The 20,437-nt window shown below is 61.1% G+C and carries 14 protein-coding genes; 8 read left to right on the top strand and 6 right to left on the bottom strand.

Going from position 1 to position 20,437, the window contains the following annotated elements; translation table 11 throughout:
* The first annotated feature begins 2 nt into the window (after positions 1–2).
* The 8 genes from HGP17_RS30725 (at position 3) to trxA (ending at position 14,230) form a co-directional block, all read left to right on the top strand.
* Positions 3–278, top strand: a complete 276-nt coding sequence (locus tag HGP17_RS30725) for an HPr family phosphocarrier protein (RefSeq protein WP_168815277.1) — start codon at positions 3–5, stop codon at positions 276–278.
* A 182-nt stretch (positions 279–460) separates the two neighbouring features.
* Entirely contained in the window at positions 461–1,861 is a 1,401-nt protein-coding gene (gene ahcY, locus HGP17_RS30720; RefSeq protein ID WP_168815275.1) for an adenosylhomocysteinase, read from the top strand.
* 317 nt (positions 1,862–2,178) lie between these two features.
* Entirely contained in the window at positions 2,179–4,764 is a 2,586-nt protein-coding gene (locus HGP17_RS30715) for a PAS domain-containing sensor histidine kinase (RefSeq protein ID WP_168815273.1), read from the top strand.
* Positions 4,761–6,272: a tRNA (adenosine(37)-N6)-threonylcarbamoyltransferase complex ATPase subunit type 1 TsaE gene (tsaE, locus tag HGP17_RS30710; RefSeq protein WP_168815271.1), complete on the top strand. Its 1,512-nt coding sequence runs from the start codon at positions 4,761–4,763 to the stop codon at positions 6,270–6,272. The genes HGP17_RS30715 and tsaE overlap by 4 nt, the downstream gene beginning before the upstream one ends.
* Positions 6,273–6,346: 74 nt before the next feature.
* Complete coding sequence (locus HGP17_RS30705; RefSeq protein WP_168815262.1) at positions 6,347–7,078, top strand: nucleotidyltransferase family protein; 732 nt, start codon at positions 6,347–6,349, stop codon at positions 7,076–7,078.
* 4 nt (positions 7,079–7,082) lie between these two features.
* Positions 7,083–10,274, top strand: coding sequence for a double-strand break repair protein AddB (gene addB, locus HGP17_RS30700; RefSeq protein WP_168815260.1), 3,192 nt, complete (start codon positions 7,083–7,085; stop codon positions 10,272–10,274).
* Entirely contained in the window at positions 10,267–13,833 is a 3,567-nt protein-coding gene (gene addA, locus HGP17_RS30695; protein WP_168815258.1) for a double-strand break repair helicase AddA, read from the top strand. Before addB ends, addA begins: the two co-directional genes overlap by 8 nt.
* 76 nt (positions 13,834–13,909) lie before the next feature.
* Positions 13,910–14,230 carry a thioredoxin gene (trxA, locus tag HGP17_RS30690; RefSeq protein ID WP_168815256.1) on the top strand — a complete coding sequence of 107 codons (321 nt, stop codon included), beginning with the start codon at positions 13,910–13,912 and terminating at the stop codon, positions 14,228–14,230.
* An 87-nt stretch (positions 14,231–14,317) separates the two neighbouring features.
* Here trxA and HGP17_RS30685 read toward each other — a convergent pair whose 3' ends face one another.
* From HGP17_RS30685 to HGP17_RS30660, 6 genes are all read right to left on the bottom strand, one after another.
* Positions 14,318–15,646: a folylpolyglutamate synthase/dihydrofolate synthase family protein gene (locus tag HGP17_RS30685; RefSeq protein WP_168815335.1), complete on the bottom strand. Its 1,329-nt coding sequence runs from the start codon at positions 15,644–15,646 to the stop codon at positions 14,318–14,320.
* Between the two features lie 56 nt (positions 15,647–15,702).
* Entirely contained in the window at positions 15,703–16,617 is a 915-nt protein-coding gene (gene accD / locus HGP17_RS30680) for an acetyl-CoA carboxylase, carboxyltransferase subunit beta (protein WP_168815254.1), read from the bottom strand.
* 108 nt (positions 16,618–16,725) lie between these two features.
* Positions 16,726–17,565 (bottom strand): tryptophan synthase subunit alpha, encoded by an 840-nt coding sequence (trpA, locus tag HGP17_RS30675; protein ID WP_168815252.1) that lies wholly within the window; start codon positions 17,563–17,565, stop codon positions 16,726–16,728.
* A gap of 10 nt (positions 17,566–17,575) precedes the next feature.
* Positions 17,576–18,790 carry a tryptophan synthase subunit beta gene (trpB, locus tag HGP17_RS30670; protein ID WP_168815250.1) on the bottom strand — a complete coding sequence of 405 codons (1,215 nt, stop codon included), beginning with the start codon at positions 18,788–18,790 and terminating at the stop codon, positions 17,576–17,578.
* Positions 18,787–19,461 (bottom strand): phosphoribosylanthranilate isomerase, encoded by a 675-nt coding sequence (locus tag HGP17_RS30665; protein ID WP_168815248.1) that lies wholly within the window; start codon positions 19,459–19,461, stop codon positions 18,787–18,789. The genes trpB and HGP17_RS30665 overlap by 4 nt, the downstream gene beginning before the upstream one ends.
* 90 nt (positions 19,462–19,551) lie before the next feature.
* Positions 19,552–20,313, bottom strand: coding sequence for a SprT family zinc-dependent metalloprotease (locus HGP17_RS30660; protein ID WP_168815246.1), 762 nt, complete (start codon positions 20,311–20,313; stop codon positions 19,552–19,554).
* Positions 20,314–20,437: the final 124 nt, after the last annotated feature.

Here is a 20,437-nt window from a genome sequence, read left to right as displayed (position 1 = left end):
CCATGACCGAGCTTTCCAGGGAACTCCTGATCATCAACAAGCGCGGCCTCCACGCCCGCGCCTCAGCAAAATTCGTGCAGACCGTCGAAGCCTACGACGCGGCGATTACCGTTTCGCGGGACGGAACGACGGTCGGCGGCAATTCGATCATGGGCCTGATGATGCTTGCAGCCAGCCCCGGCTGCAGCGTGCTGGTTACGGCAAGCGGCAACCAGGCGGCCGAAGCGCTCGAGGCTCTGGACCAGCTGGTCGCCAACAAGTTCGGCGAGGAAATGTAGGCCCCGGCCGCCAGCTCCTGCCGAGATATAAAGACATAAAGACTTCTTTATATCTTCATTGATTTCCCTCCTGAAGCCTGATACACGGCATCATCCACACGCTATAGCGTGCAATTCTTGTTGCATTCGGCCAGGGCGTTCAGCCTCGGCGCGATTGCATCGTTCAGGCTGGAGACCAATTGATGAGCACTGAAAAGGACTACATCGTCGCCGATATCGGCCTTGCAGACTATGGTCGCAAGGAAATCACGATCGCCGAAACCGAGATGCCCGGCCTGATGGCTTGCCGCGCCGAATTCGGCGAAGCGCAGCCGCTGAAGGGCGCACGCATCACCGGCTCGCTGCACATGACGATCCAGACGGCCGTCCTGATTGAGACCCTGGCCGCTCTCGGTGCCGATATCCGCTGGGCATCCTGCAACATCTTCTCGACCCAGGACCACGCAGCTGCGGCGATCGCCGCTTCCGGCATCCCGGTTTACGCCGTCAAGGGCGAAAGCCTGGAAGACTACTGGATCTACACCGACAAGATCTTCCAGTGGGCCGATGGCGGTCTTTCCAACATGATCCTCGACGATGGCGGCGACGCCACGATGTACATCCTGCTCGGCGCCCGCGCCGAAGCCGGTGAAGACGTGCTGTCCAACCCGCATTCCGAAGAAGAGGAAATCCTCTTCGCGCAGATCAAGAAGCGCCTGCAGGCTTCGCCGGGCTGGTTCACCAAGCAGCGCGACGCCATCAAGGGCGTGACGGAAGAAACCACCACCGGCGTCAACCGTCTCTACCAGCTCAGCCAGAAGGGCCTGCTGCCTTTCCCGGCAATCAACGTCAACGACAGCGTCACCAAGTCGAAGTTCGACAACAAGTACGGCTGCAAGGAATCGCTGGTTGACGGTATCCGCCGCGCCACCGACGTGATGATGGCCGGCAAGGTTGCCGTCGTTTGCGGTTACGGCGACGTCGGCAAGGGTTCTGCCGCTTCGCTCTCCGGCGCCGGCGCCCGCGTCAAGGTCACGGAAGTCGATCCGATCTGCGCACTTCAGGCTGCCATGGACGGCTATGAAGTCGTTCAGCTCGAGGATGTCGTTTCCTCGGCCGATATCTTCATCTCCACGACCGGCAACAAGGACGTCATCCGCATCGACCACATGCGCGCGATGAAGGACATGGCGATCGTCGGCAACATCGGCCACTTCGACAACGAAATCCAGGTTGCCGCTCTGCGTAACCTGAAGTGGACGAACATCAAGCCGCAGGTCGACATGGTCGAGTTTGCCAAGGGCAACCGCATCATCCTTCTGTCGGAAGGCCGCCTGCTCAACCTCGGCAACGCAACGGGCCATCCGTCCTTCGTGATGTCGGCTTCCTTCACCAACCAGACGCTGGCCCAGATCGAGCTTTTCACCAAGCCCGGCCACTACCAGAATCAGGTTTACGTGCTGCCGAAGCACCTCGACGAAAAGGTCGCCCGTCTGCATCTCGCCAAGCTCGGCGTAAAATTGACGGAGCTCTCCGACGAGCAGGCTGCGTATATCGGCGTGACGACGCAAGGTCCTTTCAAGTCTGACCACTACAGATACTGATCTTCAGATCAATATCCACAACATCTTGTGGCCTCGGCATTGACAAATGCCGGGGCTTATTTTTTGGCCCGCTCCCTTTCCGCAGATTCCCTTAAGCAGTATTGTTTTTGAACTTGATTCGTGACGAACCGGGTAAGCCCGGAGCCATGAAAATGGGATGTCTTGTCAGGATGCGGCACAGTAGAGCCGGGTGATTTCAGGTCTGCTCGACCCGAAGTCTGAATCCGCTCTACAAACAAATAAGTAGAGCATGATGTCGTCCGAAAGCCGTTTAGACTTTTCGGCACCATGCTCTGAAGGACGGAGACAGACCTCTTATGTTTGAAGGGGCAGACAGCCTGTATCAGTCAGCGTTACGTCGGGCGGCGGCGCGGCTGCAACGGGGCGGTGAACAGATGTTTTCGCCATTGGCAAAACGGGGACCCACCAAGGGCCGGTTGGCATCGCTGACCCGTCTTCTGCGGCTGAGCGTTTTCGGCGGCTTCATCGCCGGTATCGCAAGCCCGGTGCTGGCCCAGAGCGATGGTGTGGCCCAGACGACCGTGCGCCTCTTCACCTCTTCGGAAATGGCCGTTTTCTCCATCATCATCGGCGTGATTTCCGCGGCATTGCTGTCGACCGTGTGGATGGTCCGGCAACGCGGCAATATGGAAAGCGAAAGCCGCGAAATCCGCACTGCGCTGTCCGACGCCAACCAGCGCATTTCGCAATACCAGGCCCTGATTGCCGACAAGAACCGCCGCATCGTCATCTGGGACGGCCAGAATGCCCGGCCCGAATTGCTCGGCCAGCTTCCTGTCGAGACTGGCGCCCCTCAGGACAACGAATTCCTTGCCTTCGGACGCTGGCTTAAATCATGGTCCGCCGGCGAACTCGACAAGGCGATCGACAAGCTGCGCGGCAGCGGCCAGAGCTTCGATATCGTTGTCGAAACCAATCGCGACGAGATCCTCGAAGCCCAAGGCCGCATTTCCGGCGGCCGCGCCTTTGTTCGTTTCATCGCGCTCAACAACCTGCGCGCCGAACTGGCGGAGCTGAAGATCGAACGCGACCGGCTGATGACCTCGATCTCGGCCTTCCAGAACCTGCTCGATGCCATCGACCTTCCGGTCTGGCAGCGCGATTCGGAAGGCAAGCTTACCTGGGTCAACCAAGCCTATGGCGAAGCCGTCGAAGCGATTTCGAGCGAAGAAGCCATTCGCGAGGAGCGCGAATTCCTGACGACGGTGGCCCGCGAACGCATTCGTGCATCAACGACGCCGGAATCGCCTTTCCACGACAAGATCTCGACCGTCGTTCATGGCAACCGCACCTTCTTCGACGTCGTGGACGTCAAATCGTCGAACGGCTCGGCCGGCATGGCCATCGATATTTCCGAGGCGGAAGCTGTGCGGGCCGAACTGGCCCGTACGTTGAAAAGCCATGCCGAAACCCTCGATCATCTGGCGACCCCGGTCGCGATCTTCGATGGCGAGCGACGGCTGCAGTTCTATAACCAGGCCTTCGTCCAGCTCTGGGAACTCGATATCGCTTTCCTGGAGAAGCGCCCGGACAACAGCGAGCTTCTGGACCGGCTGCGCGGCGCCAAGAAGCTGCCAGAGCAGCTGAATTGGAAGACATGGAAGGATGGCGTGCTTTCGGTCTATCGTGCGCTCGATACACAGACCGATCTATGGCATCTGCCCAACGGCCAGATCCTGCGCGTCTTCGCGACAGCGCATCCCCAGGGCGGCGCCACCTGGGTATTCGAGAACCTGACCGAACAGGTTGATCTCGAAACGCGTTACAACACACTGGTCAAGGTTCAGGGTGAGACCATCGACCACCTGTCCGAAGGTGTCGCGGTGTTCGGGCCCGACGGGCGTATCCGCCTATCCAATCCGGCTTTCCGTATTCTCTGGAACATCACCGAAATACAGGCAAATCCCGGCACCCATATTCAAGCACTGGCCGAAGCCTGTGCGCCTTCCTATGACCGGCCTGATGGCTGGAAGCGCTTCGCCGAGCAGATCACCAGTTTCGACGACGAGCGCCCATCCTCACAAGGAACGCTGGAGCTCTATTCCAACCTGGTGCTCGATTACGCCGTCATCCCGTTGCCGAATGCGCAGACCATGCTGACCTTCGTCAATAAAACCGACAGCGTACGCGCCGAACGCGCCCTCACCGAAAAGAACGACGCGCTCCTGAAGGCAGACGAGCTGAAGAACGATTTCGTCCAGCATGTCTCCTACGAGCTGCGCTCGCCGCTGACCAACATCATCGGCTTCACGGACCTCTTGAAGACGCCGGGCATCGGCACTCTCAACGATCGACAGGCCGAATATATCGACCATATCTCGACGTCGTCTTCCGTGCTTTTGACGCTGGTCAACGACATCCTCGATCTGGCGACGGTCGATGCCGGCATCATGCGGCTGAATTACTCCGAGATCGTGCTCTCCGACCTGCTCGACGAAGTCTCGATGCAGATCGCAGACCGGCTGCAGGAAAGCGGCGTGACGCTGGAAATCACTGTGCCGACGCATCTCGGCTCCATTGTCGCCGATCAGCAGCGGCTGAAGCAGATCCTGCTCAAGCTTCTGACAAACGCCGCCAATTTTGCCCCAGAGGGATCGACGATCACGCTGAAGTGCGGACGTGAAAGCTCGGATTTCGTCTTCTCGGTGTCCGACAAGGGTCCCGGCATACCGGAAGAGCTGATCCACAGCGTCTTCAACCGCTTCGCTTCCGGCGGCAAAGCCGGCAAACGCAGCGGTGCTGGCCTCGGCCTTTCCATCGTCGAAAGCTTCGTCAGCCTGCATGACGGCGAAGTTTCGATTGAAAGCCAGCCCGGCAAGGGCACGACCGTCACATGCCGGATCCCTTCGGCTGATCTGCCCCACTCCGTCGCCGCAGAATGACAAGCTCCGACAGCAGTATTTCGCTTTTCCTTGCGGATGATGCGGCCACGGCCCAGCTAGGCGAGGACCTGGCGCTCGCTTTGAAAGCAGGCGACTGTCTGGCTCTGTCTGGCGATCTCGGCGCCGGGAAATCCTCGCTTGCCCGCGCTCTGCTGCGGGCCATAGCCGACGATGCCGAACTGGATGTGCCGAGCCCGACCTTCACGCTCGTCCAATCCTACGAGCTGCGCATTCCGGTCTCGCATTTCGATCTCTATCGCCTCGGTGACCCCAGCGAATTGATGGAGCTCGGTTTCGATGAGGCCCTGCAGACCGGCATCTGCCTTGTCGAGTGGCCCGAGATGGCCGAGGGGGAACTACCGAAAGAGCGCCTTGACCTGAAGCTGACGCATGAGGGCGAAGGGCGGCGCGCCGTCCTCACGGCACCGGCCAAGCAGATGGCGCGCATCCAGCGTGTGCTTGATATCCGCGCCTTTCTGGATGCGCGTGGCTATCGCGGCGCACATCGACGCTTTCTGACCGGCGATGCCTCCTTGCGCGCCTATGAGTCCGTTTATCCTGCCGACGGCAGCAGCCGCATCATTCTCATGGACTGGCCGCGCCTGCCGGAAGGGCCGCCGGTGCTTGACGGCAAGCCCTACCCCAAGGTCGCGCATTTGGCCTGGGACAGCTATCCCTTCGTGGCGATCGCCAATATCCTGAGCGAGAATGGTTTTGCCGCACCGGCAATTTTCGCCGCCGATTATGATCAGGGCATCCTTCTGATCGAAGATCTCGGCACCGATGGTGTCCTCGACGCCGACGGCAAGCCCATTGCCGAGCGCTATCGCGCCAGTGTCGCCTGCCTCGCGCATCTGCACGGGCTTTCGATCCCCCACGACATTCCGGTGACATCGGACCACATCCATCATATCCCGGATTTCGACCGGACGGCGATGAAGATGGAAGCGCGGCTGCTTCTCGACTGGCACCTGCCCTGGAAGCGCGGCACCCCGGCGAGCGACGAAGAACGCGCCGAATACCTGGAGATATGGGACGGGCTGATCAATCAGCTCGAAGACTCGGAAAAGAACCTGCTTCTGCGCGACATGCATTCGCCGAATATCATCTGGCGGGCGGAAAAAGAGGGTATCCAGCGCGTCGGCATCATCGATTTCCAGGATGCGATGATCGGGCCGACATCCTATGACGTGGCCTCGCTGGTTCAGGATGCGCGCGTGACGATCGAGCGAGATCTGCACGACCAGCTGATGTCGGACTATCTTGCCTTGCGCCACGCCCAGGGCGGCTTCGACGAAGCGAAATTCCTGAAGAGCTGGGCAATCATGTCGGCGCAGCGCAATTGCAAGCTTGCCGGCCTCTGGGTGCGGCTCCTGCAGCGCGACGGCAAGCCCGGCTATCTAAAGCATATGCCGCGCACGCTCGCCTATCTCGCCATCGCCTTCGAGCACGATGCGCTCGCACCTCTGCGCGAATGGTGCGAGAAGGCCGGTATTGGCCGGGCATAACGGCCAGAGACCGGGCGACGGCTTTCCAGCCTTGTGCTAAGGAAAGCAGACACGAATCGAAAGTTCGAGACGAAATGAGCATCAAGCAAGCCATGATATTGGCGGCGGGGCTTGGAACCCGCATGCGGCCGATCACCGACACCATTCCAAAGCCGCTGGTGACGATCGCCGGCAAGCCGATGATCGACTATACGCTGGATGCTCTGGTGCAGGCAGGCGTCGAGCGAGCCGTGGTCAACGTTCACCATCACGCCGACCAGATGGAAACGCATTTGCGCAATTATCGAGGTCTCGAAATCCTGATCTCCGACGAACGTGATGCGCTGATGAACAATGGCGGCGGCCTCGTCAAGGGCTTCAAGCTGTTGAGCCGCGATCCGGTTTTCGTCATGAACGCCGATCTCTTCTGGATCGGCGAAGAGCCTGGTCATCCCAGCAACCTTGATCGCTTAGCCGGATTCTACGACGCACAGCGCATGGATATGGCGATGCTGTGCGTGGAGCTGGACCGGACCACCGGTCATAACGGCAAGAACGACTTCAGCATGGCAGAGGGCGGAGGGCTTGCCCGTTACCGCGATGTCGGGCACAGCGGCGTCGTCTATGCGGGCGCCATCGCAATGCACCCGTCATTCCTTGATGATGCGCCGGATGACGCGTTCAACATCAACATCTACTTCGACAAGGCCATCGCGCACGGCCGGCTCTATGGCACGATGCTCGACGGCCATTGGCTGACCGTGGGAACGCCGGAGGCGATCGGCGAGGCTGAGGAAGCGATCCGGAATTTCCGGGCGCTTGCGTGACCCCATGACAGGCGGGCACCGGCAACGCATCCTGACGATCCCGGCAGGCCTGCCCTTTTTGAAGACTCTCGCGGTCGCCTTGTGCGACGGCCGGCTGACCGAACATTTCCGTCATGACCCGGATGATCCGCTGTCGCTCACCAAAGTCAGCATCTTTCTGCCGACGCGCCGCGCTGTTCGCGTTCTGCGCTCGGAGTTCGTCGATCTTCTTGGCGGTCGCGCCGCCATTCTCCCGGTCATTCGTCCGCTCGGCGAAACCGATGATGACAGCGGCTATTTCGAGGAGGCCCTGCCTGAAGCGGCCGATCTGGCGCAGCCTCTTGCCAACACCGCACGGCTTCTGGAGCTGGCGCGGCTGATCCTTGCCTGGCGCAACAAGCTGCCGCAGATCGTGCGTGACATCCATTCCGATTCTCCGCTCGTGGCGCCCGCCAGCCCGGCCGATGCCATATGGCTGGCGCGCAATCTTGCGGAGTTGATTGATTCGCTCGAGACCGAGGACCGCGAGTGGAACGAACTCGCCAATCTCAGCGCCGAGGAACATGCGCTCTGGTGGCAACTGACGGCGGAATTCCTGGCGATCGCCAGCGCCTTCTGGCCGGCACGACTGGAAGAGCTCGGCAAATCCTCGCCGGCGCGCAACCGCAATGCCGTGCTTCGCGCCGAAGCCCAAAGAATTGCCGCCATGCAGCATCCAGGCCCGGTGATTATCGCCGGATCGACCGGCTCCGTACCGGCAACGGCGGAACTGATCGCGGCCGTCGCCGCGCTGCCGCAAGGGGTCATCGTGCTGCCTGGTCTCGATCTGTCGATGCCGGACGAGGATTGGCAGCTAGTGGCGCCGGAAACGGCGATCGGTGAGAGATCGGATCCCACCACGCGCAGCCACCCGCAATATGGTCTTTCGCTGCTTCTGAAGCGCCTGCGCGTCACCCGACGCGATGTCGAGACCGTGGACGAGGCGGCGGAGGCGATGCAAATGCGGGCGCAAATCCTGTCTCGCGCATTGGCACCCGCCAAAGCCACGAGCGGCTGGGGACATTGGCGCAAGGCGCTGCCTCCCGAGGCGATTACCGACGCCTTTGCCGAGGTTTCGCTTATCGAGGCATCGAATGAACGTGAGGAAGCGACCGCGATCGCGATCGCGTTGCGTCTGGCGCTTGAGAAGCCGGGACGTTTTGGCGGCGAAAGCCAGGCAGCCCTGATCACGCCTGACCGCAATCTGGCACGGCGCGTGACTGCCGAACTTGTCCGCTTCGGCATCACCGCCGACGATTCGGCCGGCACGCCGCTTTCGGCCATGCCGCAAGGCACGCTTCTGCAGTTGCTGCTGGAAGCGGCGCTGCGGCCAGGCGATCCTGTCGCCGTGGTCTCCCTGCTCAAACATCCGCTTGCCTGCTTCGGCTTGCCGCCCGAAACGCGGCTGCCGGGAGTCGATGCACTGGAAATCCTGGCGCTCAGAGGCGGTGTCGCCGAAATCGATATAGCCACGCTGGAAACACTGCTCGACATCAGGCTGGCCGAACAGGCAAGTGATCGGCACGCGCCGCAATGGCGCAAGTCACTTGCACCGGAAGCGGTTGAGCATGCGCGCAGGCTGGCGCAACAGGTCACCAAAGCGTGCGAGCCGCTGATCGCGGCGCTATCGTTGCAAACGGCGGAAGGGCTTCCCACGCTTTCCGAATGGGCTGAGCGTACAGGTCGAGCGCTGGAAGCCGTTGCCGTGGACGAGCGCGGAGACCTGGCAGCACTCTGGTCCGGCGAGGCGGGCGACACGCTTGCCAGTCTGCTGAAGGACGTCATCGATACCGACGGCCAGCTGGAAGCGGATGGGCCGCAGTGGATAGATGTCATGGCGGCGCTTTGTGTCGGCCAGGCGGTCAAACCGAAGGCACTCAGCCACCCCCGGCTTTTCATCTTCGGTACGCTCGAGGCGCGCCTGCAGAGCGTGGATACGCTGATACTCGGCGCATTGAACGAGGGCTCTTGGCCGGGCCAGACCGCCAACAATCCCTTCATTTCCCGCTCGATGAAGACCGAGATCGGCCTTGAACCGCCGGAGCGGCGCATTGGCCAACTCGCACACGACTTCGAGATGGCCAATGGCACGCGTGACCTCATCTACTCGCGCGCATTGCGCCAGGGCTCGACGCCGACGGTCGCTTCGCGCTGGCTGCAGCGGCTCATCGCGCTTGGCGGCGATGAACTTGAAGCGGCGATGAAAGCCCGCGGCGATCAGTATCGTCATTGGGCCGGAATGATCGATGAGGGTGACAATCAGGCTCCAGCCCTGCGACCGGCACCGCGGCCGCCGGCCGAACTGCAGCCGAAAAGCTATTCCTTCAGCGAAGTGGGACGACTGCGCAGAGACCCCTATGCGATCTATGCACGACGTGTGCTGCGGCTCGACCCGGTCGATCCATTCAACCGTGATCCCGGACCGGCAGAACGCGGCACGCTCTACCACAAGATCATCGATCGTTTCGTCCGTGAAGGACATGTTGCGGGCACACCGGACGCAGCGCTGGCCATGGATCGCATCATCGCCGAGCTTTTCGATGCTCAGCAGCTGCCCGATCACATCGACAGCGTCTGGCGGCCGCGTTTCCGCGAGGTGGCGCGCGCCTTCCTTGGCTGGGAAGCCGAGCGACGACCGGAGGTCCGCCAGACGGCGACGGAGGTGCCGGCCGGCGTCGAGATCGAGCCGATCGGCATCAGGTTGACCGGCGTTGCCGACCGCATCGACATCAAGAACGACAAGGCTGCCGACATCATCGACTACAAGACCGGCTCCAACCCCTCGCCGCCGCAGGCCCGCGCGCTGCTCGATCCGCAGCTGGCACTGGAAGCCTATGCGCTGAAACAGGGCGCCTTTCGCAATATCGGTGCATTGCTGCCGGAAAACCTCCTTTATGTCCGGCTGCGACCGGGTGATCGCTTCAAGGCCGAGACCGTCAACAACGAGCATTCGACCCGCGGCGGCAAGACGGAAACGAAGTCGGCTATGGATCTCGCTCAGGAGTCGATGGACCAGCTGGTCAAGTTCGTTTCGCTGCTGCAGACAGGCGAAAAGGGCTTTTCCTCGCGGTTGATTCCTGCCCAGCAATTCGAATACGGCGGCGATTACGATCATCTCGCGCGCGTTTCCGAATGGTCGACGGCCGAGACCGAGCAGGAAGGCGGCGGCGATGAGTGAATCTTCAGCCGACGACATCGCCATCCTGCCGGAAAGCGATGATCCCGGCGTCTGGATCAGCTGGACGACCATCCAGCAATCGATCGCCTCCGACCCGGAGCGCTCGGCCTGGGTTTCGGCCAATGCCGGCTCCGGCAAGACGCATGTGCTGACACAGCGCGTCATCCGACTGCTATTGGCCGGTGCACGGCCTTCGGCCATCCTCTGCCTCACCTATACCAAGGCTGCGGCTTCCGAAATGTCGAACCGCGTCTTCGACCGGTTGGCCGCGTGGGCGACGATGCCGGACGAGGAATTGAGAACGCGCATCGGCGACATCGAAGGCAGGGAGCCAGACCTTTTCAAGCTTGCCGAAGCACGCCGGCTGTTTGCCAAGGCCCTGGAAACGCCAGGTGGCTTGAAGATCCAGACGATCCACGCCTTCTGCGAAGCACTGCTGCATCAGTTTCCACTCGAAGCTAACGTCGCCGGGCATTTCTCGGTGCTGGACGATCGCGCTGCGGCAACCCTGCTCGACGATGCAAGACGGGCGCTGCTTTCTTCCGCCACGCCGCATGGCGATGCCGAACTGGCGCAAGCCTTCACCTATGTGCTGGATCTCGGCGACGAATCGGGCCTCGAGACGCTGCTCGGCGATATTGTCGCGAATCGCAACGCCATTCGCCGTTTCACCGAAGCAGCAGAGCGAAAAGGTGGTTTCGACGCGGCCCTGCTGGCGCGCCTCGGCCTATCGGCCGACGACACGGAAGCCGGCATCGCAGGGCAATTTTGGCCTCTGCCCGGTCTCTCCGGCGCGACTCTGGAGCTTTATCTTACGCTCGCCGACCAGAAAGGCGGGACCTACGCTCAGGAGGTTGCCTACGCACTGCGGCTCGCCAAACGTGAGGCAGACCCGATCGCCCGGGTCGGCATCATCGAAAAGGCCATGCTGACGGCAAAAGGCGAGCCAAAGGCGGACAGTCGCATCGTCGCCAAGGCAATGCTGCTGGATGCTCCCGCACTCGCTGATGCTGTGGCGGAAGCGCGTGCCCATGTCGTTGCCTGCCGCGATCGGCTGAAGCTGATGCGGATGTATCAGGCGACGCGTGCTGCGCTTATTCTCGCCGATCGCCTGAACCGCGACTACGAGGAGCTGAAAAAGAGGCGCAGCCAGCTCGATTTCGAAGATCTCATTACACGCACGGCCGATCTTCTGACCAAGAAGGATGTCGGCCCGTGGATCCACTACAAGCTGGATCAGGGCATCGACCATATTCTGGTGGATGAAGCGCAGGATACCAGCCCAATCCAGTGGAGCGTCATCCAGTCGCTTGCGGAGGACTTCTTCTCGGGTGACAGCGCGCGGCCAACGCTGCGCACCATTTTTGCCGTCGGTGACGAGAAGCAATCGATCTACTCATTCCAGGGCGCGCGTCCCGAGCGCTTTTCCGAGGAAAGTGACAGGACGCGAAGGCGTGTGGCGGCCAGCGGCCAACAGTTCTCATCGATCCGCCTCCCCCTCTCCTTTCGCTCGACCGCCGATGTCCTCGGCGCCGTCGATCATGTTTTTACCAGCCCGGATAATGCGCGGGGGCTCAGTGCCGTTGGCGAACCGGTGGTCCACCGCTCCAGCCGTATCGGCCATCCGGGCACCGTAGATCTTTGGGAGATGATCGCGCCGGAGCCGGCCGCCAAGGAAGAAGACTGGACGGCACCCTTCGATTCGACGCCGGAAAGCGCGCCGCCCGCCATACTGGCACGACGGATGGCCCAGACGATCGGCAACCTCGTCGGCCGGGAAACGATCATCGAGAAGGGTAAAGCTCGCGTCATCGAGGCGGGCGACATTCTCGTGCTGGTGCGCAAGCGCGACAGCTTCGTCAACGCGCTGACACGCGCTTTGAAGCGGCGCGGCAACATTCCCGTCGCCGGTGCCGACCGGTTGGTGCTGACAAGCCATATCGCCATTCAGGATCTCCTCGCACTCGGGCGCTTCCTGCTGCTGCCGGAAGACGACCTCTCACTCTGTGCGGTCATGAAAAGCCCCCTGTTCGACCTCAACGAGGAGGATGTTTTTGCCGTTGCCGCCTATCGTGATGACGAGGAAAGCGCCTGGAGCCATATGCAACGGTTTGCAAAGGATGGCCACGAGCGCTTTCACCAAGTGGTCGAACGGCTGAGAACCTTTCTAGCCTTGTCCAAAACACTGGCCGTGCATGATTTCTACGCGCGCGTGCTCGGCAGCTTCGGAGGCCGGCGGCAGTTTCTCGCGCGGCTCGGCACGGAGGTCAGCGACATTCTTGATGAATTCCTGACCTTCACGCTGGATCACGAAACCAGCGGTCTGCCCGGCCTGCAATCCTTCATCTCGACGCTGGAACTCGAAGCGCCTACGGTCAAGCGCGAGCAGGACAAAGGCCGCAACGAAGTGCGGATCATGACGGTGCACGCCTCGAAAGGGCTGGAAGCGCCGATCGTCTTCCTGGTCGATGGCGGCGGCAAGTCCTTTACCCATACGCATCTGCCGAAGATGCGGCTCATTGAAACGGGCCGGGAAGAAATCCCGCTGCCGGTCTGGGTTCCGGTTACCGCGCTCGTAAACTCGTTCACACAAGCGGACACGGCTCGGCTGCAGGCCCTGGCGGAAGAGGAATATCGTCGCCTGCTCTATGTCGGCATGACGCGCGCCGCCGACCGGCTGATCATCTGCGGCTATCGCGGCATCCGGGAAAATGCAGATACCTGGCATTCGATGATTTCGACGGCATTGCGCGGGGACGAAGAACATTGCACGCTGAAGACATTCACCGGCGCCGATGGTGACTGGCAGGGTCTCAGCTGGCGCGTGGCGCAGGTCCAACGCGAATTCGAAACCATGCGCGAGCCGGAAAAGCCGGCGGAGCGCGCCGGCCTGCCCGCCGGTCTCAGCCGCCCGCTGCCGCCGACAAAGAGCCTGCCGAGACCATTGAGCCCCTCCGGCGTCGGCACCGTCATCGATGACGAGGCCGACAACCTTCTCGTCACCTCGGCGCTCTTTGGGGAAAAGGCGAAATCGGACCGTGCCCTGCAGAAGGGGCGTTTCATTCACCGCATGCTGCAAACCCTGCCCGATATTGCGCCGGATGAGCGCGCGGATGCGGCGCGGCGCTATGCCGAGCGAGCCGCCCGTTTCTGGCCGCAGGATGAGCGTGAGGCGTTGATCAACTCCGTGATGGCACTCCTCGCTCATCCGGATTTGCAGGGCACGTTTAGCAGCCATGCGCAGGCCGAAGTCTCGATCATGGGAACGCTGAAGCTCGGCAGCCAATCCTATGCCGTCTCCGGCCGTATCGACCGACTGGCGGTGCTCGAGGACCGAGTCATCATCCTCGATTACAAGACGAACCGCATACCGCCTCGCAGCGAGCTCGAAATTCCATTTGCGCACAGAGCGCAGCTAGCCATTTATCGCGGTATTCTGGCGCCGCTTTATCCTGGCAAGCCGATCGATTGCCTGCTCGTCTACACCGAAGGCGCGTCGATTTATACGCTATCCGAGGGCACGCTTGCATCCGCGCTTGCGGAGCTCCAGACAAAGTGAAATATCGGACATTGAAATTCAGGCGCCGGCGCCTCACATAGATAGCAACCCGCAAATCCTGGTAAAGGAGCAGCCTATGGCTACCGTAAAAGTCGATACCTCCAACTTCGCAAGCGAAGTCCTGCAGTCCGCAGAGCCCGTTGTCGTTGATTTCTGGGCAGAATGGTGCGGTCCGTGCAAGATGATCGCTCCGGCTCTTGAAGAGCTGGCCGTGAAGTTTGAAGGCAAGGTCAAGGTCGCCAAGCTCAACATCGACGAAAACCCGGAACTGGCTGCCCAGTTCGGCGTTCGCTCCATTCCGACGCTTGCGATGTTCAAGGCTGGTGAAGTTGCCGACATCAAGGTTGGAGCTGCTCCCAAGACCGCCTTGGAAAACTGGATTTCCAGCGCTTCCTGATCCAAGTATCGATTGAATGAATAAAAAAGCCCGGCTCGACCGGGCTTTTTTTATTGCGTTCGACTTTTTTATTGTGTTCGACAGGCCTTATTGCGGCGGCGTGCCGTTATCCGCAAGTACATCGCCGACCAGATAAAGAGAGCCGCCGATCAGGATGCGCGGACCGGGCGCATTCGGCACCACGAGGGCCTTGATGGCCTCCAGCGCCTGTGCGACATCGGACATGGGCTCCGCCACCAGACCTGCGTCATAAGCCGCATTCGCCAGGATAACAGGATCGATCATCGCGTCGCTGGCGTGGATCGGCACGCAATAGACCTTCTCGGCAAGACCGGCGAAGGCCTTGAAATAACCGACAGGATCCTTGGTGTTGATCATGCCGATGATCAGGAACAAAGGGCGCGGCTGACGCTCCTCGAAATTGGCCATGGCTTCGGCGATCACTTCGCCAGCACCGGGATTGTGACCGCCGTCGACCCAGATCTCCGCGCCATCGGGCGCATGCTGGATCAGATTGCCTTCATTCAAACGCTGCAGGCGTCCCGGCCAGTCGACCGAGGTCATCGCCTTTTCCATCATCGCTTCCGTCACGACGAAACCGGCAGCCTTGACCGCGCGGATAGCAGCAGCGGCATTGCCATATTGATGGCGGCCGGGCAGGCGCGGCAACGGCAGATCGGCGAGACCGAACTCATCCTGGTAGACCAGCTTGCCGTACTCTTCGTGGGCGGAGAAATCCTGACCGAAGATAGCCGTCGGGCAGCGAAGCCGCTCGGCCGTCGAGATCAACACATCGAGCGCCGCATCATATTCCTGATGGCCGATCACGACCGGATGACCGGGCTTCATGATGCCGGCCTTCTCGGCGGCAATGAGCTCGACGCGATCGCCAAGATAGGCCTGGTGGTCGAGCGAGATCGGCATGATGACCGAGACGGCCGGATCCGACAGGACGTTGGTGGCATCGAAGCGACCGCCGAGACCGACTTCGATGACAGCGGCGTCCGCCGGATGCTCGGCAAATAAAAGAAAGGTCGCGGCCGTCAGAATTTCGAAGACGGTGATCTGCTGGCCCGCATTGGCGTCGCTGATCCGGCGCAGCACATCGGCAAAAACAGCATCGTCGACAAGCTTGCCGCGACCGCCCTTGACGCCCATGCGATAGCGCTCATGCCAATTGACCAGATGCGGCGAGGTGTGGACATGGACGCTGTAGCCGCCTGCCTCGAGCAGCGCACGGCAGAAGGCCGTGACCGAGCCCTTGCCGTTGGTGCCGGCGACATGGATCACCGGCGGCAGCTTCTTATGGGGATTGCCGAGGATATCGAGCAGCCGGGTGATTCTCTCCAGGGAGAGATCGAAACCTTTGGGGTGCAGCCCCAAAAGCTTCTCGATCTCCCGAGCCGCCTCGCTCATTGCGGATTGATCCATAGCCGTCATCCCGCACCTCCGCCTTCAGGCCATCGATGATATCAGGCGCTGGCCGCTACCGCCAGCGCAGCACCATTCTTGCTCTTGATGGACACAACATCGTTTGCCGGCGCCTTCGTGAAGATCTTCAAAAGCGTCGCAAGGGTATCCGGAATATCGTGGCGCTTGACGACCATGTCGACCATGCCGTGCTCCAGCAGGTATTCCGAGGTCTGGAAGCCTTCCGGCAGCTTTTCACGGATCGTCTGCTCGATGACGCGCTTGCCGGCAAAGCAGATTTCAGCGCCCGGCTCGGCGAGATGAACGTCGCCCAGCATGGCGTAGGATGCCGTGACCCCGCCCGTGGTCGGGTTGGTGAGAACGACGATATAGGGCTGGCCCGCTTCCTTCAGCATGTCGACGGCAACGGTCGTGCGCGGCAGCTGCATGAGCGAGAGAATGCCCTCCTGCATGCGCGCTCCACCCGAGGCCGGGAACATCACCAGCGGGCACTTTTCGGAAATCGCCCGCTCGAACGCCTTGACGATGGCTTCGCCGGCGGCGATGCCGAGCGAACCGCCCATGAAATTGAACTCGTGGACGACTGCGACGAGCTTGACGCCACGGACCTTGCCGACGCCGGCAAGGATCGTGTCTTCCTGCTCGGTCTTGATACGGCTGTCCTTGAGGCGATCGGTATATTTCTTCGAGTCGCGGAACTTCAGCGGGTCCTGCGCCACCTTCGGCTGCGGCAGGGCTTCATAGTCACCATTGTCGAAGAGGTCGGCAAGGCGGGCCTTGGCCGGCATTTTCATGTGGAATCCAGATGCGGGAATGACCCACTTGTTGTCTTCCAGATCCTTGTGAAAGACCATCTCGCCCGTTTCCGGGCACTTGATCCAGAGATTCTCCGGAACCTCGCGACGGCCCAGCATGGAATTGATCCGCGGGCGGACGTAGTTCGTGATCCAGTTCAATTCGAAACTCCTAATCGACCAAATTCATCGATAACCCAATCGTCACCAAATGCACATAGGCCTTTTCCTCAATCCGCAGGGGATTGCTGAAAGGCCTATATGGGGGAACTATTCGGCGGCAACAAGGCGGGCGGAACGGGTGCCTGTCGACAAGCCGCGCACCAGAGTGGCGACAGCCTGGATGGTATCGGCGCTTGCCTTGCCGTCCTTCGTCAGGCTGTTGGCGATCTGATTGACGATCGCGGTGCCGACAACGACGCCATCGGCCGAAGCGCCGATCAGCTTGGCATGTTCGGCGGTCTTGACGCCGAAACCGACGCAGACCGGCAGCTCGGTGTGCTGCTTGATACGCTCTACCGCGCCTGAGACCAGCGACGGATCCGGCAGTGCCGAACCGGTGATGCCGTTCATCGACACATAGTAGACGAAGCCCGTCGTGTTCTTCAGAACCGTCGGCAGACGCTTATTATCGGTGGTCGGCGTTGCCAGGCGGATGAAGTTGATGCCCTTGCGGATTGCCGGGATGCAAAGCTCGTCATCCATTTCCGGCGGCAGATCGACGACGATCAGGCCGTCGATGCCGGCGGCCAGAGCATCGTCGAGGAACTTTTCGACGCCGTAGATGTAGATCGGATTGTAGTAGCCCATCATCACGATCGGCGTATCGGCATCGACCTTACGGAAATCGGCGGCGAGCTGCAGCGTCTTCTTCAGCGTCTGGCCGGCCTTCAGGGCGCGCTGGCCGGCAAGTTGGATCGCCGGGCCGTCGGCCATGGGGTCGGAAAAGGGCATGCCGAGTTCGATGACGTCGGCGCCGGCTTCCGGCAGCGCCTTCATGATGCCGAGCGAGGTCTCGTAATCGGGATCGCCGCCCATGAAATAGGTGACGAGTGCGGGGCGGCCTTCAGCCTTCAAAGCGGCGAAGCGTTTGTCCATACGTGCGGTCATGGCGTCTAACTCACATTCCCAGAATCTTGCCGACGGTGAAGATGTCCTTGTCACCACGGCCGGAGAGGTTCATCAGGATGATCTCGTCCTTGCCCATTTTCGGGGCACGCTTGATCACTTCGGCCAGCGCATGGCTCGGCTCGAGCGCCGGGATGATGCCTTCGAGGCGCGTCAGCGTCTGGAAGGCTTCAAGGGCTTCATGGTCCATGATCGGCACATATTCGGCGCGGCCGATATCGTTCAGCCACGAGTGTTCCGGTCCGATGCCGGGATAGTCGAGACCAGCCGAAATCGAATGTCCCTCTTTGATCTGACCGTCGCCATCCTGCAGCAGATAAGTGCGGTTGCCGTGCAGCACGCCGGGCGAGCCGGCGGTGATGGAGGCGCAATGCTCTTCGCCATCCAGGCCCTTGCCGCCGGCTTCGACGCCGACGATCTTGACGCTTTCGTCATCGAGGAAAGGATGGAAGATGCCGATGGCGTTCGAACCGCCGCCAACGGCTGCAACGACGAGATCCGGCAGCCGGCCCTCGGCTTCCAACATCTGTGCTCGGGCTTCGGTGCCGATCACGGCCTGGAAATCCCTAACCATTTCCGGATAGGGATGCGGGCCGGCGGCCGTGCCGATCAGGTAATAGGTGTCCTCGACATTGGTGACCCAGTCGCGGAGCGCTTCATTCATCGCATCCTTCAGCGTGCCGCTGCCAGCCGTCACCGGGATAACCTCGGCACCGAGAAGCTTCATGCGGAAAACGTTCGGCGCCTGACGCTCGACGTCGGTCGCGCCCATGTAGACGACACATGGAAGACCGAAGCGGGCGGCGACCGTCGCAGAGGCAACGCCATGCTGGCCGGCACCGGTCTCAGCGATGATGCGGGTCTTGCCCATGCGCTTGGCGAGCAGAATCTGGCCGATGCAGTTGTTGATCTTGTGCGAGCCGGTGTGGTTCAGCTCTTCGCGCTTGAAGTAGATCTTTGCGCCGCCAAGCTCCGCCGTCAGGCGCTCGGCGAAATAAAGCGGGCTCGGGCGGCCGATATAGTGCGCGCCGAGAGATTTCAGCTCCGCCTGGAAAGCCGGATCATCCTTTGCCTTGGCCCATTCCTCCTGCAGATCCAGGATCAGCGGCATAAGCGTTTCGGCTACGAAACGACCGCCGTAAATGCCGAAACGGCCGTCCTCATCGGGGCCGGAGCGGAAGGAATTGGGTTTGGGCGTCTGGTTCACTCTCTACTCCCTGCTGCCGGTTCCGGCAGACATGCTTCTGCAAAAGCGTCGAAAAATTGGTCGATCTTACCGAGATCCTTCACACCCGGCGCGCTTTCGACCGCGGATGAAAGATCGATGCCGGTGGCCTTGGTGGAGGCCAGCGCCTTGGCGACGTTGTCCTTGTTGACGCCGCCCGACAGCATATAGTCCACGCGATCGTCGAGCCAGCTCATCAGGCTCCAGTCGAAGGATACGCCGTTTCCGCCTGGCAGCACAGAGCCGGCCGGGGGTTTGGCGTCAAACAAAAAGCGGTCGGCAATACCGATATAGGATTCGACCCGCTTCAGATCATCGGCCTCGCGCACAGACATGGCCTTCATGACCGGCACGTTGTGGACCGCCTTGATGGTCAGCACGCGCTCCGGGCTTTCGTTGCCATGAAGTTGCAGCATGTCCGGCTTCACCAGCGCCATGATCTCATCGAGATCGTCATTGGTGGGGTTGACCGTGACAGCGACGATCTTCGCCTTGCCGCGAGCACGCTCGGCCAGCTGGCCGGCGATATCGGGCTCGATATAGCGGGGGCTTTTTTCAAAGAAGATGAAACCGATATGGGTAGCGCCACGCTCAAGAGCGCGATCCACCGCTTCCGGCGTCTTCAGACCACAAATTTTGACATCGGGGCTCATGGCAGCGGAGTGACACGAAATTTGGAAAGAGTCGAGCCTAAAGGCGATGTTGGCGGGATTTTTGAGTGCAGCGCACCCTGTTTGACCGGATCAATCGAAATCGATCGCGTGCAGCTGACTCCCGTGGCGCTTGAGCCAGGCCTTGGCTTCGTCCATGTCGGGGCAGAGCTTGCGGCAGAGCGCCCAGAAGCGCGGGCCGTGGTTCATTTCCTTGAGATGCGCGACCTCATGGGCAGCAAGATAATCGATGACCAGCGGCGGCGCCATGACGATGCGCCAGGAGAAACTGAGATTTCCCTGCGATGAACAGGAACCCCAGCGGCTGCGGGTATCCTTCATGGTGATGGAGGTGAAGCTGGCGCGGATCGCTCTGGCGTGAACGGCCACAAGTTTCTCCAGATCGGCACGAGCCTCTTTCTTCAGAAAAGTGGCAATGCGCCGCCCGGTATGTTCCGGCATGCCGCTGACGCGCAGTACAGGCAGGCCGTCGACAACAGCCGTTTCTGTGAGACCGCGAAGCGTGCCGGTATGCTCGATGCGGTGGCGCACGCCGCGCAGCAGGATTTCGCTGCCGCTGCCAAGATTGCCATCGACACTGAATTTCGCAAGCTTGGTCAAAAGCCAGCCCTGATGGCGGTCGAGGAAAGCATTCACTTCCCGGGCGGCAAGACCACGCGGAATGGTCATTTTCAGCGAACGTCCGCCCGGTTCGATCCTCAGGGTGATGCGGGTTGCGCGTTCGTGCTGGCGGATTGTCAGCGGCATCAGCCGCCCGGCGATGTCGAGAGTGCGCGTTTCCGGCGCGGGTGGCCTGGGCGGCGATTTGCGGGATCTGGAAAGCAGCGGAAACATGGGGAAGTTTTATATGATTCGCCAAAGCGCGTCGCAATCTTTCAAGGCCGCGTCTGGCGCTTTGATCTGCGATTTTTGCGTGTCGTTATCGTGAAGCCTCAGCGCAGGTCTGTGCCTTTTGCCT

The sequence above is a fragment of the Rhizobium sp. P38BS-XIX genome (assembly GCF_012641435.1).
Lineage (GTDB): Bacteria > Pseudomonadota > Alphaproteobacteria > Rhizobiales > Rhizobiaceae > Rhizobium.
Note: the sequence above shows the minus strand (reverse complement) of the source record. Positions and strands in the feature narration are given on the sequence as shown.